Origin of the sequence: Campylobacter concisus, assembly GCF_002165815.1 — a bacterium.
Taxonomy (GTDB): domain Bacteria; phylum Campylobacterota; class Campylobacteria; order Campylobacterales; family Campylobacteraceae; genus Campylobacter_A; species Campylobacter_A concisus_BH.
On the sequence record NZ_NDYN01000007.1, the window covers coordinates 109,748 to 125,642 of the forward strand.

At 40.8% G+C, this 15,895-nt stretch carries 18 protein-coding genes; 10 read left to right on the top strand and 8 right to left on the bottom strand.

Going from position 1 to position 15,895, the window contains the following annotated elements; genetic code table 11:
* Entirely contained in the window at positions 1–711 is a 711-nt protein-coding gene (locus B9N65_RS08330) for an MlaA family lipoprotein (RefSeq protein WP_087583548.1), read from the bottom strand.
* Positions 712–865: 154 nt separating this feature from the next.
* On the opposite strand from B9N65_RS08330, the gene B9N65_RS08335 reads away from it, so the two are divergent.
* The 8 genes from B9N65_RS08335 to B9N65_RS08370 are packed head-to-tail and all read left to right on the top strand — an operon-like array spanning position 866 to position 6,893.
* Positions 866–1,648: a TOBE domain-containing protein gene (locus B9N65_RS08335; protein ID WP_021084673.1), complete on the top strand. Its 783-nt coding sequence runs from the start codon at positions 866–868 to the stop codon at positions 1,646–1,648.
* Positions 1,649–2,404 carry a molybdate ABC transporter substrate-binding protein gene (gene modA, locus B9N65_RS08340; protein ID WP_087583549.1) on the top strand — a complete coding sequence of 252 codons (756 nt, stop codon included), beginning with the start codon at positions 1,649–1,651 and terminating at the stop codon, positions 2,402–2,404.
* The gene (locus tag B9N65_RS08345; RefSeq protein ID WP_087583550.1) at positions 2,401–2,790 is read left to right on the top strand and encodes a TOBE domain-containing protein; all 390 of its coding nucleotides are present in this window, start codon (positions 2,401–2,403) and stop codon (positions 2,788–2,790) included. The genes modA and B9N65_RS08345 overlap by 4 nt, the downstream gene beginning before the upstream one ends.
* Before the next feature lie 2 nt (positions 2,791–2,792).
* On the top strand, positions 2,793–3,650 hold the full coding sequence (locus B9N65_RS08350) for a sulfate/molybdate ABC transporter ATP-binding protein (RefSeq protein ID WP_087583551.1): 858 nt from the start codon (positions 2,793–2,795) through the stop codon (positions 3,648–3,650).
* Positions 3,650–4,324 (top strand): molybdate ABC transporter permease subunit, encoded by a 675-nt coding sequence (gene modB, locus B9N65_RS08355; protein ID WP_087583552.1) that lies wholly within the window; start codon positions 3,650–3,652, stop codon positions 4,322–4,324. The genes B9N65_RS08350 and modB overlap by 1 nt, the downstream gene beginning before the upstream one ends.
* A 36-nt stretch (positions 4,325–4,360) precedes the next feature.
* A complete protein-coding gene (locus B9N65_RS08360) occupies positions 4,361–4,858 on the top strand; it encodes a redoxin family protein (RefSeq protein WP_087583553.1) in 498 nt (165 codons plus the stop codon).
* Positions 4,859–4,867: 9 nt separating this feature from the next.
* Complete coding sequence (locus B9N65_RS08365) at positions 4,868–6,424, top strand: class I SAM-dependent methyltransferase (protein ID WP_087583554.1); 1,557 nt, start codon at positions 4,868–4,870, stop codon at positions 6,422–6,424.
* Between the two features lie 4 nt (positions 6,425–6,428).
* Complete coding sequence (locus B9N65_RS08370; RefSeq protein WP_087583555.1) at positions 6,429–6,893, top strand: damage-inducible protein; 465 nt, start codon at positions 6,429–6,431, stop codon at positions 6,891–6,893.
* A 2-nt stretch (positions 6,894–6,895) separates the two neighbouring features.
* Here the strand turns inward: B9N65_RS08370 and B9N65_RS08375 are convergent, their stop codons facing one another.
* From B9N65_RS08375 to B9N65_RS08385, 3 genes are read right to left on the bottom strand one after another with little or no spacing between them, the layout of a single operon-like run.
* The gene (locus B9N65_RS08375; RefSeq protein ID WP_087583556.1) at positions 6,896–7,699 is read right to left on the bottom strand and encodes a 3'(2'),5'-bisphosphate nucleotidase CysQ family protein; all 804 of its coding nucleotides are present in this window, start codon (positions 7,697–7,699) and stop codon (positions 6,896–6,898) included.
* A complete protein-coding gene (locus B9N65_RS08380) occupies positions 7,696–8,973 on the bottom strand; it encodes a citrate synthase (RefSeq protein ID WP_087583557.1) in 1,278 nt (425 codons plus the stop codon). The genes B9N65_RS08375 and B9N65_RS08380 overlap by 4 nt, the downstream gene beginning before the upstream one ends.
* Before the next feature lie 2 nt (positions 8,974–8,975).
* Complete coding sequence (locus B9N65_RS08385) at positions 8,976–10,139, bottom strand: cation:proton antiporter (RefSeq protein WP_087583558.1); 1,164 nt, start codon at positions 10,137–10,139, stop codon at positions 8,976–8,978.
* 115 nt (positions 10,140–10,254) lie between these two features.
* On the opposite strand from B9N65_RS08385, the gene B9N65_RS08390 reads away from it, so the two are divergent.
* A complete protein-coding gene (locus B9N65_RS08390; protein WP_087583559.1) occupies positions 10,255–10,737 on the top strand; it encodes a hypothetical protein in 483 nt (160 codons plus the stop codon).
* Positions 10,738–11,102: 365 nt separating this feature from the next.
* Here the strand turns inward: B9N65_RS08390 and crcB are convergent, their stop codons facing one another.
* Positions 11,103–11,456 (bottom strand): fluoride efflux transporter CrcB, encoded by a 354-nt coding sequence (crcB, locus tag B9N65_RS08395; protein ID WP_087583560.1) that lies wholly within the window; start codon positions 11,454–11,456, stop codon positions 11,103–11,105.
* Complete coding sequence (locus B9N65_RS08400) at positions 11,456–12,295, bottom strand: biotin synthase (protein ID WP_087583561.1); 840 nt, start codon at positions 12,293–12,295, stop codon at positions 11,456–11,458. Before B9N65_RS08400 ends, crcB begins: the two co-directional genes overlap by 1 nt.
* A gap of 173 nt (positions 12,296–12,468) precedes the next feature.
* On the opposite strand from B9N65_RS08400, the gene B9N65_RS08405 reads away from it, so the two are divergent.
* Positions 12,469–12,834: a hypothetical protein gene (locus B9N65_RS08405; RefSeq protein ID WP_141083844.1), complete on the top strand. Its 366-nt coding sequence runs from the start codon at positions 12,469–12,471 to the stop codon at positions 12,832–12,834.
* 4 nt (positions 12,835–12,838) lie between these two features.
* Here the strand turns inward: B9N65_RS08405 and B9N65_RS08410 are convergent, their stop codons facing one another.
* Both B9N65_RS08410 and topA read right to left on the bottom strand, forming a co-directional pair.
* Positions 12,839–13,558: a hypothetical protein gene (locus B9N65_RS08410; RefSeq protein ID WP_087583563.1), complete on the bottom strand. Its 720-nt coding sequence runs from the start codon at positions 13,556–13,558 to the stop codon at positions 12,839–12,841.
* A 61-nt stretch (positions 13,559–13,619) separates the two neighbouring features.
* Complete coding sequence (gene topA / locus B9N65_RS08415) at positions 13,620–15,734, bottom strand: type I DNA topoisomerase (RefSeq protein ID WP_087583564.1); 2,115 nt, start codon at positions 15,732–15,734, stop codon at positions 13,620–13,622.
* Between the last annotated feature and the right edge of the window lie 161 nt (positions 15,735–15,895).

Genomic DNA, 15,895 nt, shown 5'->3' on the forward strand with positions numbered 1-15,895 from the left:
TTACTCCTTGATAAGTTTATCGCGTCTTTGCTCGTAAGCATCGCGTAAAAATGGATATAGATCGATTGCGTCTTTTCTTAGTTTTTCATAAGCAGTTGGATCTTGTGAAAAGCTATTAAACGCCCTATATGACTTGATGCCAGCTGACAAAAGCATAGGATCAACGTAGCTGATAGGATCAGCAAAATAGTCGCCAACTAGGCCTCCAGTATCTCTTAAATTTGATGGTCCAATCAAAGGCCAAACGATGTGAAAGCCGCTTCCTAGCCCCCAGTAGCCAAGGGTTTGCCCAAAGTCCTCGTTGTGAGCCTTTAGATCATAGTATTTTGCCCCGTCTGTTAGCCCTCCAAAGCCAATTATCGTATTTGCCAAAAATCGCAAAGTCTCCTCGCCGGCGTTTTGAAATTTAAACTGAAGCAAGTTATTTACAAAGCGCACTGGAAAAAGAAGGTTGTCAAAGAAATTTGCAACCATCGTTCTAGCTGTGGATGGCACGACATAAGCGTAGCCTTTTGCCACTGGAGTTAGCATATTTATGTAGATAAAGTCATTTACATTTGTCATCACTCTGTTATAGCCACTAAGCGGGTCAAAAACATCTTTTTTTGCTTCAAACTCAACGTCAAAATCATCTTTTTCACTGTTTGCGTTCAGATCAGCGCTGGCACAGGCTAAAAGCAGGCTACAAAAGATAGCAAGCAAAAATTTCATCATAAAACCTTAAAATTTATTTATAAAAAACAGCTTGATTTTATCCTCTTGAAACTTTACAAGAAATTAAAGAAAATTTGTAATTTTAAGCTTGTGAATTAATATAATTAGATATACTTTGCAAATTATTATTATATATTTAGAGGTTAAAATTTTGAAAGCAGATATAAATTTAGAGCTATTTCTAGGCGAAGATACGCAGGTTTTAGCAAAGCATATAGCCCTACTTAAGGCGATAAAAGAGACAAAAAGTATCACAAAAGCAGCTGAGGTTGTCGGCATATCATACAAAAACGCTTGGGACTGCTTAGATACGATAAATAACAAAAGCAGCAAGCCACTCATAATAAGAGCCGACGGCAATAAGAAAAATAGCGGTTCAGAGCTTAGCCCATACGCCAAAAAACTGATAAAAATTTACGATGCTATCCTCGAGACGCAAAAGGACTTTTTGCAAAAAATTTGTCAAAAGGTTGATTTTGAAGATGTTGATATCATAAATTTACAAAGAATGAGTATGAATTTAAGTGCGAGAAACCAGCTCTCATGCGAGATCGTTAGCATAAATAGAGGTGCTGTAAATTCTGAAATCATCGCAAAGCTAAGCAATGGCAACACGCTTGAAGCGACCATAACAGTTGAGAGCGAGAAAAATTTAGGCCTAAAAGTGGGTCAAAAGGTAGTTTTCATCTTTAAAGCGCCATCTGTCATCCTTGCAAAGGATCTTGATATAAAAATAAGCACTAAAAATCAGCTAAAAGGTGAGGTCATCGAGGCAAAGATAGGCGCTGTAAATGCCGAGGTCACGCTAAAACTAAGCGACGAGCAAACTTTAACTGCCATCATCACAAAAGATAGCGCGATGGATATGCAAATAGGCGTTGGTGACACGCTTTTAGCAATAGTAAAATCATCTCAAATCATAATAGGAGTATAAATGAAAAAGGTTTTTAAATTTCTATGTGTGGCAGCACTGCTTGCCATAAACGCTTTTGGCGCTGACGTAAATGTCTATGCCGCAGCAAACACGACTTATGCGTTTCCTGAGCTTATAAAAGAGTTTAACAAGCTTCATCCAGACGCTAAGATCAACCTAACTCTTGGCGCAAGCGGTGGCCTTGTTACCCAGATCCAAAATTCAGCTCCAGCTGATATCTTCATGGCTGCTGATATGGGCTTTGCGCAAAAGGCCTACGACACAGGCTTTGCAGTGGCTGCTCCAAAAGTTTATGCGCAAGGCGCTTTGGCGATCTTTTCTATAAGAGACGTGGACTTTAAAAAGGGCATCGAAGTGGTTCGCGGCTTAAAAGCTATCTCAATAGCAAACCCAGAAACAGCACCTTACGGCAAGGCTAGTATAGAGGCTCTTAAGAATGCAAAACTTTATGACGAAGTAGAGAAAAACATCGTCTATGCTCAAAAAATTTCTGAGACACTTTCTCAGGCGCTAAGTGCTTCAGATGTTGGCTTTATCGCTGCTAGTGCGCTTTTTAGCGAGAAAATGGCAAAATACAAAGAGGGCACTAACTACATCTTCGTGCCTCAAGAGCTCTACACTCCGATAGATCAAGGCATAGTGCTCTTAAAACATGCTGATGGTAACGCTGATGCGAAGGCGTTTTATGAGTTTATCTTGGGCAAAAAGGCAAAAGAAATTTTCAAGAAATTTGGCTACAACGTCCCAGCTAAATGATAAGAGCAAAGATCGTTCAAATTTCATCCAAAGATGGCGTCAGTTTTTTTGAGCTTGAGTGTCTAAATTTAGGGATAAATTTATATATGCTAGCCTTAAATGAGGCTAGCAAATTTGCTCTAAATGATGAGGTGAGCTTAAATTTCAAAAGCTCAGACGTCGTTTTATCAAGGCTTAGACTTGAGGCTAGTTCGCTTGAAAATGAGCTAAAATGCGAGGTCGCTGGCATAACTCGCGGCGAAATTTTAAGCATTATTAGCCTAAAGTGTGAGCAGCTTTGCTTTGAGGCTATCATCTCAGATCACGCTCTAAAAGGGCTAAATTTAGCGGTAGGCGAGCAGGTTTTTGCCTACGTTAAATCAACAAGTATCCACATAAGCGCTTAAAAATGATAGAAATTTCTTGCAAAAAAGAGCTAAATGGCGGCGGCGGTAAATTTATACTTGAGGCTGAGCTTGCCTTTGAAAGTGGCGAGTTTGTTGCACTTTATGGAGCAAGTGGCGGAGGCAAGACTACGATACTGCGGCTCATCGCTGGCTTTGAAACCCCACAAAGTGGCGTGATAAAGGTTGCAGATAAGATCTTTTTTGATGAAAAGACAAATTTAGCCCCGCAAAAGCGAAATATCGGCTTTTTGTTTCAAGACTACGCCCTTTTTGAAAATATGAATGTCTTTAAAAATTTGCTCTTTGCAAATAATGATGAAAATTTAGCAAACAAACTGCTTGAAATTTGCGAACTAAAGAGCCTAAAAAACGCCAAGATAGGCGAACTTTCAGGCGGTCAAAAGCAGCGCGTGGCACTCGCTCGTGCGGTGATGAGAAAGCCAGAAATTTTACTACTTGATGAGCCACTAAGTGCCCTAGATAACGCCATGCGCGAGAAGCTGCAAGATTATTTGCTAGCGCTTCACGATGAGTTTAAGATGAGTGTTATCTTAGTAAGTCACGACATAGCTGAAATTTACAAGCTTTGCAGCAAGGTTTTTGTCCTTGAAAATGGCAAAATTTCAAGGTCTGGCAGTGCGAGCGAGATATTTTTAAAAAGTGCCGGATCGCAGAAATTTGCATTTAACGCTAAGGTTTTGGAGATCAAAAAGCGTGACGCCATTTTTGTAGCAAGCGTGCTCATAAACCGCCAAATTTGCGAGGTCGTGCTAAGTAGCGCAGAAGCTAGTGGGCTAAGAGCTGGCGACACGGTGGTGGTTAGCACAAAAGCCTTTGGCGTAAATTTGGTAAAAGCATGATGAACGAGCTAGCAAATATTGATTATGAGCCGTTTTGGCTCTCGCTAAAACTCTCTTTTATCACGACTTTTATACTATTTTTCTTCTGCGTAGGGCTTGCTTACTTTATGTCGCAAAAGAAATTCTTTGGCAAGGCGTTTTTAGAGTCCATCATCTCGCTGCCTTTGGTGCTGCCGCCAAGCGTTCTTGGCTTTTATCTGCTCATTTTTCTCTCGCCTTACTCATTTTTTGGCAAATTTATAGAAGAGCTCTTTGGCGTGAGGCTAGTTTTTAACTTCACAGGCCTTGTTGTGGCAAGCTGTATCTACTCGCTGCCATTTATGTTTGGGCCCATTTACGCTGGTCTAAATAGTCTAAAAAAGAGCCTTTTTGAGGCGAGCTACAGCCTTGGTAAAAGTAAGCTCACGACCATTTTTAGAGTCATCTTGCCAAGCATCAGATCAAATTTACTAACTGCGATCGTTGTTAGCTTCGCTCATACGATGGGCGAGTTTGGCGTGGTTTTGATGATAGGTGGCAGCGTGGCAGGTGAGAGCAAGGTCGCTAGTATCGCGATATTTGAAGCGGTTGAGATGCTTGACTATACCAAAGCTCACATCTACGCTCTTTTGATGCTAATAATCAGCTTTTTCGTCCTTTTTGTCGTCTATCTCTTAAATTCAAAAAAAGCTTAAAGATATATAATAGATAAAATTTTTAAAGGACAAAACATGATAAAAGTGCCTACAAGCATCTATCTAAGGACTTTAGACGGTAAAGAATTTGACTTTTCAGCCTTTGCAAGGACCCATGACTGCGTAGTTTTTATCTATCCAAAGATAGGTGAAGACTTCGAGCTTTTAAGCGAGCAGCTGCAAAAAACTGCTGGCATGAAAGGCTGCACGAAGCAAGCGATAAACTACAAAAAACTTCTTAAAGAATTTAACGATCTTGGCTTTATGGTAGTAGCTATTGGCTCCCAAGATATCGCGGCTCAGAAGAAATTTGAAGAAGAGACCGCAACTGGCGTGATGTTTTTAAATGATAGCGAGTTTATGCTAGAGCGCGCGCTTGAACTACCTGTATTTGCAGCTTCAAATGGGCATAAATTTTACTTTCGTCAAACACTTATCATAAAAGGTGGCAATATAAGGCGCGCATATATCGTTGATGAGCCTGAAAACGACGCTAAAAATATGCTAGAAAAATTGCAAAATAAAGACTACTAGGAGGGTAAAATGAGCCAAAATAGCAAAATAGAAAAATCTTATGATGAACTAACTTACAAATCAGCAGCATTTGCGCAGTCATCGCCCTATAAACTAGAGGCTTGCGCTACGCTTCTTGGTATCAACCCACCACCTTGCAAAACCGCAAAAGTTTTGGAGATAGGGTGCAGTTTTGGCGGAAATTTGATCCCATTTGCTGTAAATAATAAAGAAGCAAGAGTGGTCGGCATCGATCTTAGCGGAGAGCAGATAAAGCGCGGAAAAGAGATCGTTAAAGAGATAGGACTAGAAAATTTAGAGCTGATACATGGCGATATCTGCGAGTTTAAAAGTGATGAAAAATTTGACTATATCATCGCTCACGGCGTCTTTAGCTGGGTGCCCGACTTTGTAAAAGAGGCTATTTTAAGGGTAGTAAGAGAAAATTTAAGCCAAAACGGCGTGGCCTTTATCTCTTATAACACATACCCAGGCTGGAAAGTAAAAGATGTCGTACGTGATCTTATGCTGCTTGCCGCAAAGGATAAAGAGAGCACAGAGGATAGACTAAAAGCAGCCAAAGAGGCGCTTTTGGTTTATAAAGATTTTTTACTAACCAAAGATAATGAATACTATGAGAAAAAAATACCTGCCAAAATGCTCATGCACTGGGTGGAAGAGGTTTTAAGCAAAAGCGACTTTTATATAGCTCATGAGTTTTTAGAGGATATAAATGATCCATTTTACTTCAAAGATTTTAATAGTATGCTTGTAAAAAACGGACTAACTTATCTTTGTGAATATACACTTGAAGATATTTTTGTCCCCGATCTTGGTATAAGTAGGGTTGATGATTATAAAAACGATAAATTTAAAGATAGGATCGATCTAGAGCAGTTCATTGATATTGTTAATAATAAAGTCTTTAGACAAAGCTTGATCGTACATAGTGAGGCCTATGAAAAGATAGCCAATAAACAAATAGGCCCAAGCGATGTAAATAAAATTCACGTTGTAGCTGATTTTAAAAAAGAAAATGGCTTGTGGAAAGATAGATATACTCTCATGCCGCAAGATATCTCCTGGCTTTGCGAGGTCTTTTATAAGATGTATCCAGCAAGTATAAACTTATCTCAAATTTTAGAAATTTTGCCAGAAGATAAGCTTATGGTTTATAGCGCTTTTGTAAGAATTCTAACCAACTCAGCTGATACGATGATAGTAAAAGATGAGCTAAAAGATGTGGAGTACAGACCAGGATGTTCAAAGCTTAATCCAAATTTGACCGGCTATATTAAGTATTTTTTAAAGCATCAAAATGACTCGGACATAGCTTTTGCAAATCAATTTAGTATGTCGGAAAAGCTTAATTTGATTGATTATTATATATTTTTACAACTTGATGGTAAAAATAGCCTAAGTGATGTTGCTGCTAAAACTTTAAAATTTATGAAAGAAAAAAATATTCAAACACTTGAGGTAGATGGCAAAAAGCTAACAAAGAATGTTATAGCTGCAAATATAATAAACTATGTAACAGACACTGCAAAAATGGCCAGCATTCTCTATCTACTGGAAGAAATTTAGGGCTATGAAAAAGCTTTCCGCCTTTTTGTTTTGTATATTTCTAGTAGGTTGTGCGAGCCAGCCAAGCGTGAAGAACTTAAATCTTAAAAGCAGCCTAAACTACGGCGGCGAAGAGCTTGCAAAGATACTTGAGCAAGATGATGCAATGGCATTTAGCAGCAACTTGCGTGAGGGAGTTTTCATCTACATAAGTAACGCCAAAGTTGCAAACTATCTTGGCGTAGTAAGAGCTGAGAGACACGCTAAATTTAACGTAAAAGAGCTAGGCAAAAACGATCTTTTGATAAAAAGCGTAAATGATCTAACGCAAAGCTTTGATGCTAGTTTGGAGCGAGCTAGAGAGCTAAAATGTGGCACTTTAGTGATCAGACTAAAAGATAAATTTCAGGATTTAGAAGCGGCAAATAAATTTTTAGAGCAAAACGAGAGCGCATTTTTAAAGATGAGTGGTGAGATAAGCTGCAAGTAGTCTTATCTGCCCTGCTCTATAAGCTTAAAGACTTCATCCTCTAAGCTCAAAGCATTTTTGCCAAAAGCTACGTAAAATGGGCTTTTTAGATCAGCTAGCTTATAGCTTGGCTCACATCTATCGCTAGCGTTTAAGACCTTGCCACCGCTAAATTTCACTACCGCCTCGCCTGCGGCATTGTCCCAAAGATAGCTTGGGCTAAATCTCACATATATCCCGCCAAGCTCGACTAAACGGCAAAATTTAATGGCAGATCCAATGCATTTTTGCTCTAAATTTAAACTATCTCTTATGAGCTCAACCTTTTTTATCTCGCCTCTTCTGCTTGAATAGATGAAGTTATTTAAGCTTTTAGCTTTTTCATTTAGATCTTGCCTTGCCACAACCTCATCATTTGCGCCTAAAATTTCTTTAAAAGCGCCGTTTTCATCAGCGTAAAAAAGCTCTTTGCTAACTGGGATAAAAATGACGCCAAGCACCGGTCTAGCCTCTTTTATAAGCGCTATACAAACGCAAAATTCACCATTTCTAGCTAAAAATTCTTTTGTGCCATCAAGGGGATCAACTAGCCAAAACTCGTTTTTGTCGCTATCTTGAAAGATGCTCTCTTCAGAGCAAATTTTTATCCCGCTTTTGCTTAGCTCTTTTAGTATCACCTCATTTGCCGCTAGATCAGCGCTAGTTAGTGGCGAGCTATCATCTTTTAGGCAGACTTTAAGTGCCTGGCTATTAGATGAGTAAAATTTCATTATCTCACCCCCAGCGCTGATGGCTGCCTTGATGGCTAAATTTAAAAGCTCGCTCATTTTGGTGTTCTGTTTGTCTCTCCGATGTAGAGCTGTCTTGGGCGGACGATCTTTATAGTGTCTTGCTCTTTTAGCTCGATCCACTGGCTGATCCAGCCTGGCGTCCTGCCGATGACGAAGATAACGGCAAACATATTATTTGGTATGCCAAGCGCCTTTAGGATGAGCCCTGAGTGAAAATCAACATTTGGATATAAATTTCTACTTACAAAGTAGTCGTCATTTAGCGCGATCTCTTCGATGCGGTTGGCGATCTTTATAAGCTCTGAGTTTATACCGATCTCATCCATCAGCTGATCTCTCATCTTTTTAAGCACCTTTGCGCGCGGGTCAAAGTTTTTATAGACCCTGTGACCAAAGCCCATTAGTCTAAATGGATCGTTCTTATCCTTTGCTCTAGCGATATATTTATCGACGTTTGCGACCGAGCCGATCTCTTCAAGCTGGCGGATAACACCCTCGTTTGCGCCGCCATGAGCCCAGCCCCAAAGTGCGCCGATACCTGCACTTATACATGCGTATGGGTGCGCGTGCGTAGAGCCAACGGTCCTAACAGTCGTAGTCGAGGCATTTTGCTCGTGATCAGCGTGGAGCATAAAGACCGTATCAAGCGCCTTTATCTCGATAGGCTTAAGATCGACGTGCTCGTATGGATAGCCCCTCATCATGTAGAGGAAATTTTCAGTAAAGCCACGATCTAAATTTGGATATATGATAGGAAGCCCACGTGAGTATCGGTAGCTAAAGGCCGCTATCGTCGGGATCTTGGCGATTATCCTCATAGCCATCTCATGATACTCTTCAGGTTTATCCATATTTAGGTGGTCTGAGTAAAAGGCACTTAGCGCTGAGACTGCTGCCTGCAATATCGCCATAGGGTGCGCCTTGTCTGGAAATGCGTCAAAGAGCTTCATCATGCCCTCGTGTATGAAGCTTCTTTTTTTGAGCTCATCTTTAAAGCTTGCGTATTGCTCGCTAGTTGGTAACTCTTTGTTTAAAAGCAGGTAGGCAACATCTAAAAATGTCTTATTTTCAGCCAAATATGCGATATCGTAGCCTCTATACATGAGCTCGCCCTTTAGTCCATCGATGTAGGTTATGGCTGAACGGCACATCGCAGTTGATGTGTAGCCCCTGTCAAAGGTAAACATCCCAGTGTCGCCAAAAAAGGTCGATATGTCGATGACATCTGGCCCCATCGTGCCTTTTAGGATAGGAAATTCATAGCTCTTGCCAGTTCGGTTGTCGATTAGTGTGGCTGTATTTGATGACATTTTTACTCCTTGCTTTTTGATTGCATTAAAATTTTGATGATTATAGCTCCTATTATAGCTTGTGCGAGGCTTGCTAGGATGAAAGATGAGTAAGAATAGTCACTTATCTCGCCTGATTTGTGTGCGATAGTAGCAACTGCGATCAAAAGAGTGAGCGGCATAGACTGCGAAACGGAAAATAAACATATCCCTCTAAAGCCAAGCTTGCCCAAAAAGAGCAAACTAGATACAACTCTCGTGCCAAGCATCGCTAAAAATATAAAAATAGCATCCTTTATCACTTCGCTAGATCCTAGGCTTGAAAGCTTGAAAGTCGAGCCTATGTGGATGAAAAATATCGGCACTAAAAAGCCAAATCCAAAGCTTGAAAGCTTGTGTGGCAAGTCCTTTTTGTGATCAAAAAATGTCGTGATAAACATACCTGCGATAAACGCACCAAAGGCGACTTCTAAATTTAGATAGAGCATCAAAGCTATCATCGTAAAAAATACCGCGATGCAAAGCCTGATGTCCTTCTCGTCCTTGTCGTAGTGTGGCATGAGCACCACTTTAAGCCCCGGATACCACCAAAAAAGCACGTCCAAAATTTTAAAACTAAGCACGCTGATAGCCAAAAATAGGATCAAATAGCCAATCGTTAGCCATAAATTTATGCTCGCTCCAAACTGCAAGTAAGCAGCGGTAAATGTTAGAAGCGTGATGCTTAAAAGCTCGCCGATAGTTGCTATTAGCATGCTTAAATTTAGCCACTCTTGCTGCTTGCCATACTCTTTAAATAGCGTAAATACCATACCAACGGCCATTATCGGGATGATGATGATGTAAAGCAGGCTAAGCTCAAGTCCTAGCGTCAAAGCTGTGGCTAGAGCGTAGATGAGCGCAAGGTAGATGAGCCCAAGGCGCAAAATTTTACGGTCGATGTTTATGAGCATCCTAAGATCGATCTCCATGCCAGCTAGAAACATCAAAAAGAAAAAGCCAACTTCGCTGATGAGCTTAAACATCTCGTTGTCGCCAACGACTCCGATGTAGCCGGCAACCGCTCCAAGTAGTATCTCAGCAGGTGCGACTGGGATGCGTAAAATTTTAGAAATATAAGGCGAAGCAAAGACGATAAATGCCAAAACGACAAGGATGCTAAGCTCGCTTGCTTGGTGTAACTGCAAAAAGATCCTTAAAATAAAAATACTTGATTGTATAAAAAGCTTTGTTATTTTTTGATTAAGCTAAGCGAAATTTAGGCAAAATGACGGCTATTTTAGAAATTTGGAGTGAAATTTTATGCGTAAATTTAGCCTTTTTGTTTTGCTGTTTTTTGGTCTCTTTTCTTTGGCAGGCGAGCTAAGCTTGGTTGAGAGTTTTAGGTTTGATGGGAGCACATTTTATAAAAAGCAAGTGGTTAAAAATGAGAGCTTTTACTTTTTAAAAAATGAAAATATGGACGAGCACTTTGCCGCCTTTAAAGTAAAGTTTGACAAAGGTGTCAAGACAAAAAGCGAGCTAGAAGAGCTAAAAAAGGCTCTTAAGCAAGATAAAAACGTGCTTTTTAGCGAAGAAAATGATCAAATTTTAGCTCTTATAAAAGATGAAACTAAGAGCAAAAATATAGAAATAATCCACTTTTTGCTTAAAAAAGATGGAGTTTTGATGCTTTCGTATGAGAGAATTTACGATCCACAAACATCAGCAGATGCGCTCAAACCAGTGCTTTTAAGCGAAGCTAGAAATTTTATGCTGCAGATGCCAAAGGTAGAAGCTAGGTAGAGAGGCACATGTGACGGCGCTACATATTGCATGCGTTTGTCATCAGATAAATTTAGAGCAAATTTTAAAAATTTATGAGCGAGCATATCACGGCTCTAAATTTAGTGCTAAACGTAGTGTAGCCTAAATTTAGTAGTCTGCTAAGGCGAGCGAGTAAAGTTTTAAAATTTGCAAATTTGCCTTGTGAAGTCAGATAAGTGTCAAGTAAATTTTAAAATTTCATGAGCGAGTAATTTCGGCTCTAAAATTTGAGCTAAGCGATAAGCGAAGCCAAATTTTAGTAGCCAACTCTTGCGAGTGAGTGAAAGTTTAAAATTTGCAAAATGGCATAAATAAAGCTATTTTTATTACACACCTTAAAAACCTCATAAATTTTTACCAAGCAAAATGCCAAAATAGCTTGCGAGCAGGCAAAGGCTAAGGTTTAAAAATATATTTAAAAAGCCTTTTACGAGTTCGCCTTCTAGTAAAAATTTAACGCTATCAAGGCTAAAGCTTGAAAATGTGGTAAAGCCGCCAAGTATGCCAACGACTAAGAAAACCCTCACGCTTTGGCTTAAATTTAGACAAAATAAAACGCCGATAATGAAGCTGCCAAGCACATTTACGCCAAGCGTGGCTAGGGGAAAGTGGCTAAATTTTAGCAGCTCCCCAGCTAAAAACCTAGCCCCAGCTCCGATAAAGCCTCCAAGCCCTGCACAAAGTAAATTTACTAGCATTAGTGGCAGATACTTGCGAAGCTAAAACCGCGCTTTGTAAGCTCCTCGATGTCCTTGCTCGCCTTCTCGCCCTTTGCAGTGAGGTAGTCGCCTATCACGATCGCGTCTGCGCCATTTTCGAATATCTCATACTGCCTCTCGCCCAATATCTTCTCCCTGCCGCCAGCTATCATGACCCTAGTTTCTGGCAGCGCGCTTTTGGTCTCACGCACGATTTTTAGGGCTTCATCCGCGCTAAGAGGTGGCTGATCAAGCCTTAGAGCATCACTTTTTATGAAAAAATTTATAGGCGACGAAAATGGCTCAAGCTCCTTTAGACTCGCTCTAAAGCTCACCCTGTCGGCCTCGCTCTCGCCAACGCCGTAAATGCCGCCAGTGCAAAGCATGAGCCCAGCCCTTTTTGCGTCTAAATTTGTCTGATATCTCTCGTCCCAAGAGTGGGTTGTGCAGATTTTGGGGAAATATTCGCGGCTTGTTTCTAGGTTGTGGTTGTAGCTAAAAACGCCAGCATTTTTGAGCTCACAAAGCTGCTCGTAAGTCGCCATGCCGTTACATGCGATGAGCATCAAATTTGGCACTTCTTTGCTCACGGCTCTTGCTAAAGATGCGATATAGTCGGTCTTTTTGTCATTTAGCCTGGCGCCACTTGTGACTAAACAAAAGCCAAGAGCGTGGTTTTTATATGCCATTTGGGCCTCATCCACCACCTGCTGCACACTTTTTTCTTTAAATTTCGTGATATCAGCGCCAGCTTTGGCACTTTGCGTGCAATAAGCGCAATCCTCAGCGCAGTTTCCCTGAGTGACGGAGCATATCGCACAAAGCATAATCGTTTTCATTTTTTATCCTTTTTTTTGGGGAGCATTATAGCTTTGGTAGGTTTAAAATTTAAGTAGAGTGGCTTGTTGTTTTGCAAAAAACTCTATCAAATTTTAAAATTTCATGAACGAGTAATTTCGGCTCTGATTTTAGTGGCAAACTTTGCGAGACCTAAAATCAGTAGCCAACTCTTGTGAGTGAATGGAATTTTAAAATTTGCAAAGACAGCTTGATTGAATCTGTAAATTCTTTTTATTCAAAAGGGAGACAAGGGGGCTTAAATTACGAAGCCGTCCCCTTATCCCCCTTTTTAAATCCCCTAAACCCCTCGCACGTTCAAAGTGCATGCAATGGTGCTGACGCACTGCATGTGATTAAAAATTACGACAAATTTTATTTATCAAACCAAATAAGCGTCAGACAAATTTTAAAATTTCATGAACGAGTAATTTCGGCTCTGATTTTAGTGGCAAGCTTTGCGAAACCTAAAATCAGTAGTCAATTCTTGCGAGTGAGTGAAAATTTAAAATTTGCAAAAACTATTTTTTTAGAAATTTAAAGTTTTACTTTTTCTTGTAAATTTCCGCTCTCTCTTTTAAAAGCCCTGTTTTTAAATTTGGCAAAGCACTAAGCTCATCAAAAAGTCCAAAAAGTGCATGCTGTGGCGGCAAGCTAAGGTGAGTGAGGGATTTTAGAGATAAGATGGGTGAGTAGTCCTTGCTCTTTATCCTAGCCACCAAGATCATAAGGCTCGTAAGTCCTGGCATCTGGCGTAAGAACTCTAGGCTATCTATGTGGATAAATTTAGGCGAAAGTCCGTCGCCACTGATCTCTAAGCTCTTTAAATTTTGTAAATTTAAAAATACAGAATAGTCGCTGATCTTTTGAAAATTCTCCACCGCAAGGCTTTCAAGTCCAGTAAGTGTCGCGATCAGCGCTATGCTTTTTACGCTAGCTCCTGATCCGATAAAAAGACACTTTAGACTAGAAAGATTTGCCAGCGCGTCAAGGCTCTCATACGAGCCCCATTTGATGTGAAGGCTCTTTAAATTTCTTTGGCAGCACACCGCATCAAAGAGCTCCTGAGGCATTTTGGTGCAAAAGTTAAGCTCATCAAACGCCTCTTGCTCGCTTCTTAAAAAGTCGCACCACTCATCAAGCACGGCTCTTTTTTGCTTGGCGGTTTTATACTGCGGCGTGAAGCTGTCGCCTAGCTGTGTGCAGTTTATCACAAGGCTCTTTTGCCCTTTATACTGGCTAACTTGTGTGATAGTTTCAGGCATTTAAAGTCCAAATTTATAAAAGCCAAATTTAGGCTCAAGGGCTCAAATTTGGCTAGAAATTTTAGTTTTCAGAAACTAACGTCTTTTTCTTGCACTTTGTGCACTCTATAAATGTGCCTTTTTTAAGCTCTTTTTTGATCATATCGCCGCCGCACTCGTCGCATTTTTGCGCGACTGGCTCGTAGTTTGATATGAAGTCACATTTTGGATAGTTGGCACATCCATAAAATTTACCGCGCCTGCTAAATCTCTCGACGATCTCGCCGCCACATTTTGGACATGGTACGTCAAGCTTTTTAAGCTCGCGTTTTGGCTTAGCTGCCACAGTGGTGCCAGTTTCTGCACTCTTTTCATTATCTTTTGCGACGTTTCTTGAGTATTTGCATTTTGGGAAATTTGAACAAGCGATAAACTCACCGTATCTGCCCTTTCTAAGCACTAGCTCGCTTCCACACTCTGGGCATTTCTCGCCGATCGGAGTTGCTGTTTTTAGGCTTTTTATGCCAGTTTTGCCAGCGCTAATTTTTTCCATAAATGGATAGTAAAAGTCGCTTAGCACCTTTTGCCAGTCAGCCTTGTCAAGCGCGATCTCATCGAGCTTTTCTTCAAGATGTGAGGTAAATTCACTATCGACGATGTTGCTAAAGTGCTCCTCCAAAACGCCTATCATGCTAAATGCGATCTCGTTTGGTATGAGCTGCTTTTTCTCGATCCTCACGTAGTCTCTTGAGGTTAGCAGCGAGATGGTCGGTGCGTAGGTGCTTGGGCGGCCGATGCCTAGGCTCTCTAGCTTTTTAACAAGGCCAGCTTCAGAGTACCTAGCTGGCGGCTCGGTGAAGTTTTGCGTGCTTTTTATGCTTTGCAAACTCATCTCATCGCCCTTTTTTAAATTTGGCAAAATTTTATCCTTATCAAGCTCGCCATAAACCTTATAAAAGCCGTCAAATAGCACCTTTCTGCCACTTATCTTAAACTCGCCTTTTTCGCTCGCGACATAGACGTTTTGCGTTTGGCTCACACATGCGCTCATTTGGCAGGCTAAAAATCTATTGTAGATGAGCGTGTAGAGTTTGAGCGCGTCTTTATCTAAAAATTTAGCGGCGATTTGCGGCGTGAAGTTTAAATTTGTAGGGCGGATCGCTTCGTGGGCTTCTTGCGCGCCTTTTGAGCTTGTCGTGTAGTTTATCGCTTTGACTGGTAAGTACTCTTTGCCATAGTTTTGAAGGATGTGCTCTCTAGCTGCCGCGACGGCCTCTTTGGCTAAATTTAAGCTGTCTGTTCTCATGTAAGTGATCGCACCCATGAAGCCCTCGTTTGTTTGCACGCCCTCATAGAGGCTTTGCGCGATCATCATGGTCTTTTTCGGGCTAAAGCCAAGGCGGTTGCTCGCACTTTGTTGAAGGGTCGAGGTCATAAATGGCGGGCTTGGCTGGATCTTTCTGTCCTTGCTCTCGATCTCACGGACGCTAAATTTCTCATTTTGTAAATTTTCGATGATGTATTTTGCGCGGTCTGGGTTTTGGATAGTGAGCTTTTCGATCTTTTGGTTTTCAAATTTAACTAGCTCAGCGTCTAGGTCTTTTTTAAAAATGGTGTCGATAGTGTAGTACTCAACCGGTTTAAACGCCTGAATTTCACGCTCACGATCGACTATTATTTTTAGCGCCGCACTTTGCACACGGCCAGCACTTAAGCCCTTTTGTATCTTTAAATTTAAAAGCGGGCTTAGCTTGTAGCCAACTATGCGGTCTAGCAAACGCCTTGTTTGCTGGGCATTGACGCTATTCATATCGACACGTCTTGGGCTTTTTAGAGCGTTTTGTATGGCGCTTTTGGTGATCTCGTGAAAGACGATGCGAGGCAGGTTGGTAGGCTCCTTGCCGATGGCATTTGCGATGTGAAACGCTATCGCCTCACCCTCTCTATCCTCATCGGTCGCGAGGTAAATTTCATCAGCCCCCTTTGCAAGCTCTTTTATCTCTTTTACGATGGCAGAGTGATCACTGCTGACGCGGTACTCTGGGGTAAATTTATCATCCTCTATCTTGATGCCAAAGCTTGTTTTTGGCAGGTCTCTGATGTGACCTTTTGAGGCGATGACGTTGTAGCTTTTATCTAAGAAATTTTTTATAGTCTTTGCTTTTGCGGGAGATTCCACGATGATTAAGCTTTTCATTTATATATAGCCTTTGATTTTTTTGGCGTAATTGTAGCAGAAATAATTTTTTAGAGTGTAACGTGTGAAAAAATTTTTAGGTGGAGCGCGATTTTTATTTTTGTAAAAAATTTTACATACAACTATAAACTTTTTTCAAAACCGATCGATATAGTTTTCGT

Coding starts and splice junctions, on each gene's coding strand:
- B9N65_RS08330 (WP_087583548.1), bottom strand. CDS start 711: ATGAAATTTTTGCTTGCTATCTTTTGTAGCCTGCTTTTAGCCTGTGCC.
- modA (WP_087583549.1), top strand. CDS start 1,649: ATGAAAAAGGTTTTTAAATTTCTATGTGTGGCAGCACTGCTTGCCATA.
- B9N65_RS08345 (WP_087583550.1), top strand. CDS start 2,401: ATGATAAGAGCAAAGATCGTTCAAATTTCATCCAAAGATGGCGTCAGT.
- B9N65_RS08350 (WP_087583551.1), top strand. CDS start 2,793: ATGATAGAAATTTCTTGCAAAAAAGAGCTAAATGGCGGCGGCGGTAAA.
- modB (WP_087583552.1), top strand. CDS start 3,650: ATGAACGAGCTAGCAAATATTGATTATGAGCCGTTTTGGCTCTCGCTA.
- B9N65_RS08360 (WP_087583553.1), top strand. CDS start 4,361: ATGATAAAAGTGCCTACAAGCATCTATCTAAGGACTTTAGACGGTAAA.
- B9N65_RS08365 (WP_087583554.1), top strand. CDS start 4,868: ATGAGCCAAAATAGCAAAATAGAAAAATCTTATGATGAACTAACTTAC.
- B9N65_RS08370 (WP_087583555.1), top strand. CDS start 6,429: ATGAAAAAGCTTTCCGCCTTTTTGTTTTGTATATTTCTAGTAGGTTGT.
- B9N65_RS08375 (WP_087583556.1), bottom strand. CDS start 7,699: ATGAGCGAGCTTTTAAATTTAGCCATCAAGGCAGCCATCAGCGCTGGG.
- B9N65_RS08380 (WP_087583557.1), bottom strand. CDS start 8,973: ATGTCATCAAATACAGCCACACTAATCGACAACCGAACTGGCAAGAGC.
- B9N65_RS08390 (WP_087583559.1), top strand. CDS start 10,255: ATGCGTAAATTTAGCCTTTTTGTTTTGCTGTTTTTTGGTCTCTTTTCT.
- crcB (WP_087583560.1), bottom strand. CDS start 11,456: ATGCTAGTAAATTTACTTTGTGCAGGGCTTGGAGGCTTTATCGGAGCT.
- B9N65_RS08400 (WP_087583561.1), bottom strand. CDS start 12,295: ATGAAAACGATTATGCTTTGTGCGATATGCTCCGTCACTCAGGGAAAC.
- B9N65_RS08410 (WP_087583563.1), bottom strand. CDS start 13,558: ATGCCTGAAACTATCACACAAGTTAGCCAGTATAAAGGGCAAAAGAGC.
- topA (WP_087583564.1), bottom strand. CDS start 15,734: ATGAAAAGCTTAATCATCGTGGAATCTCCCGCAAAAGCAAAGACTATA.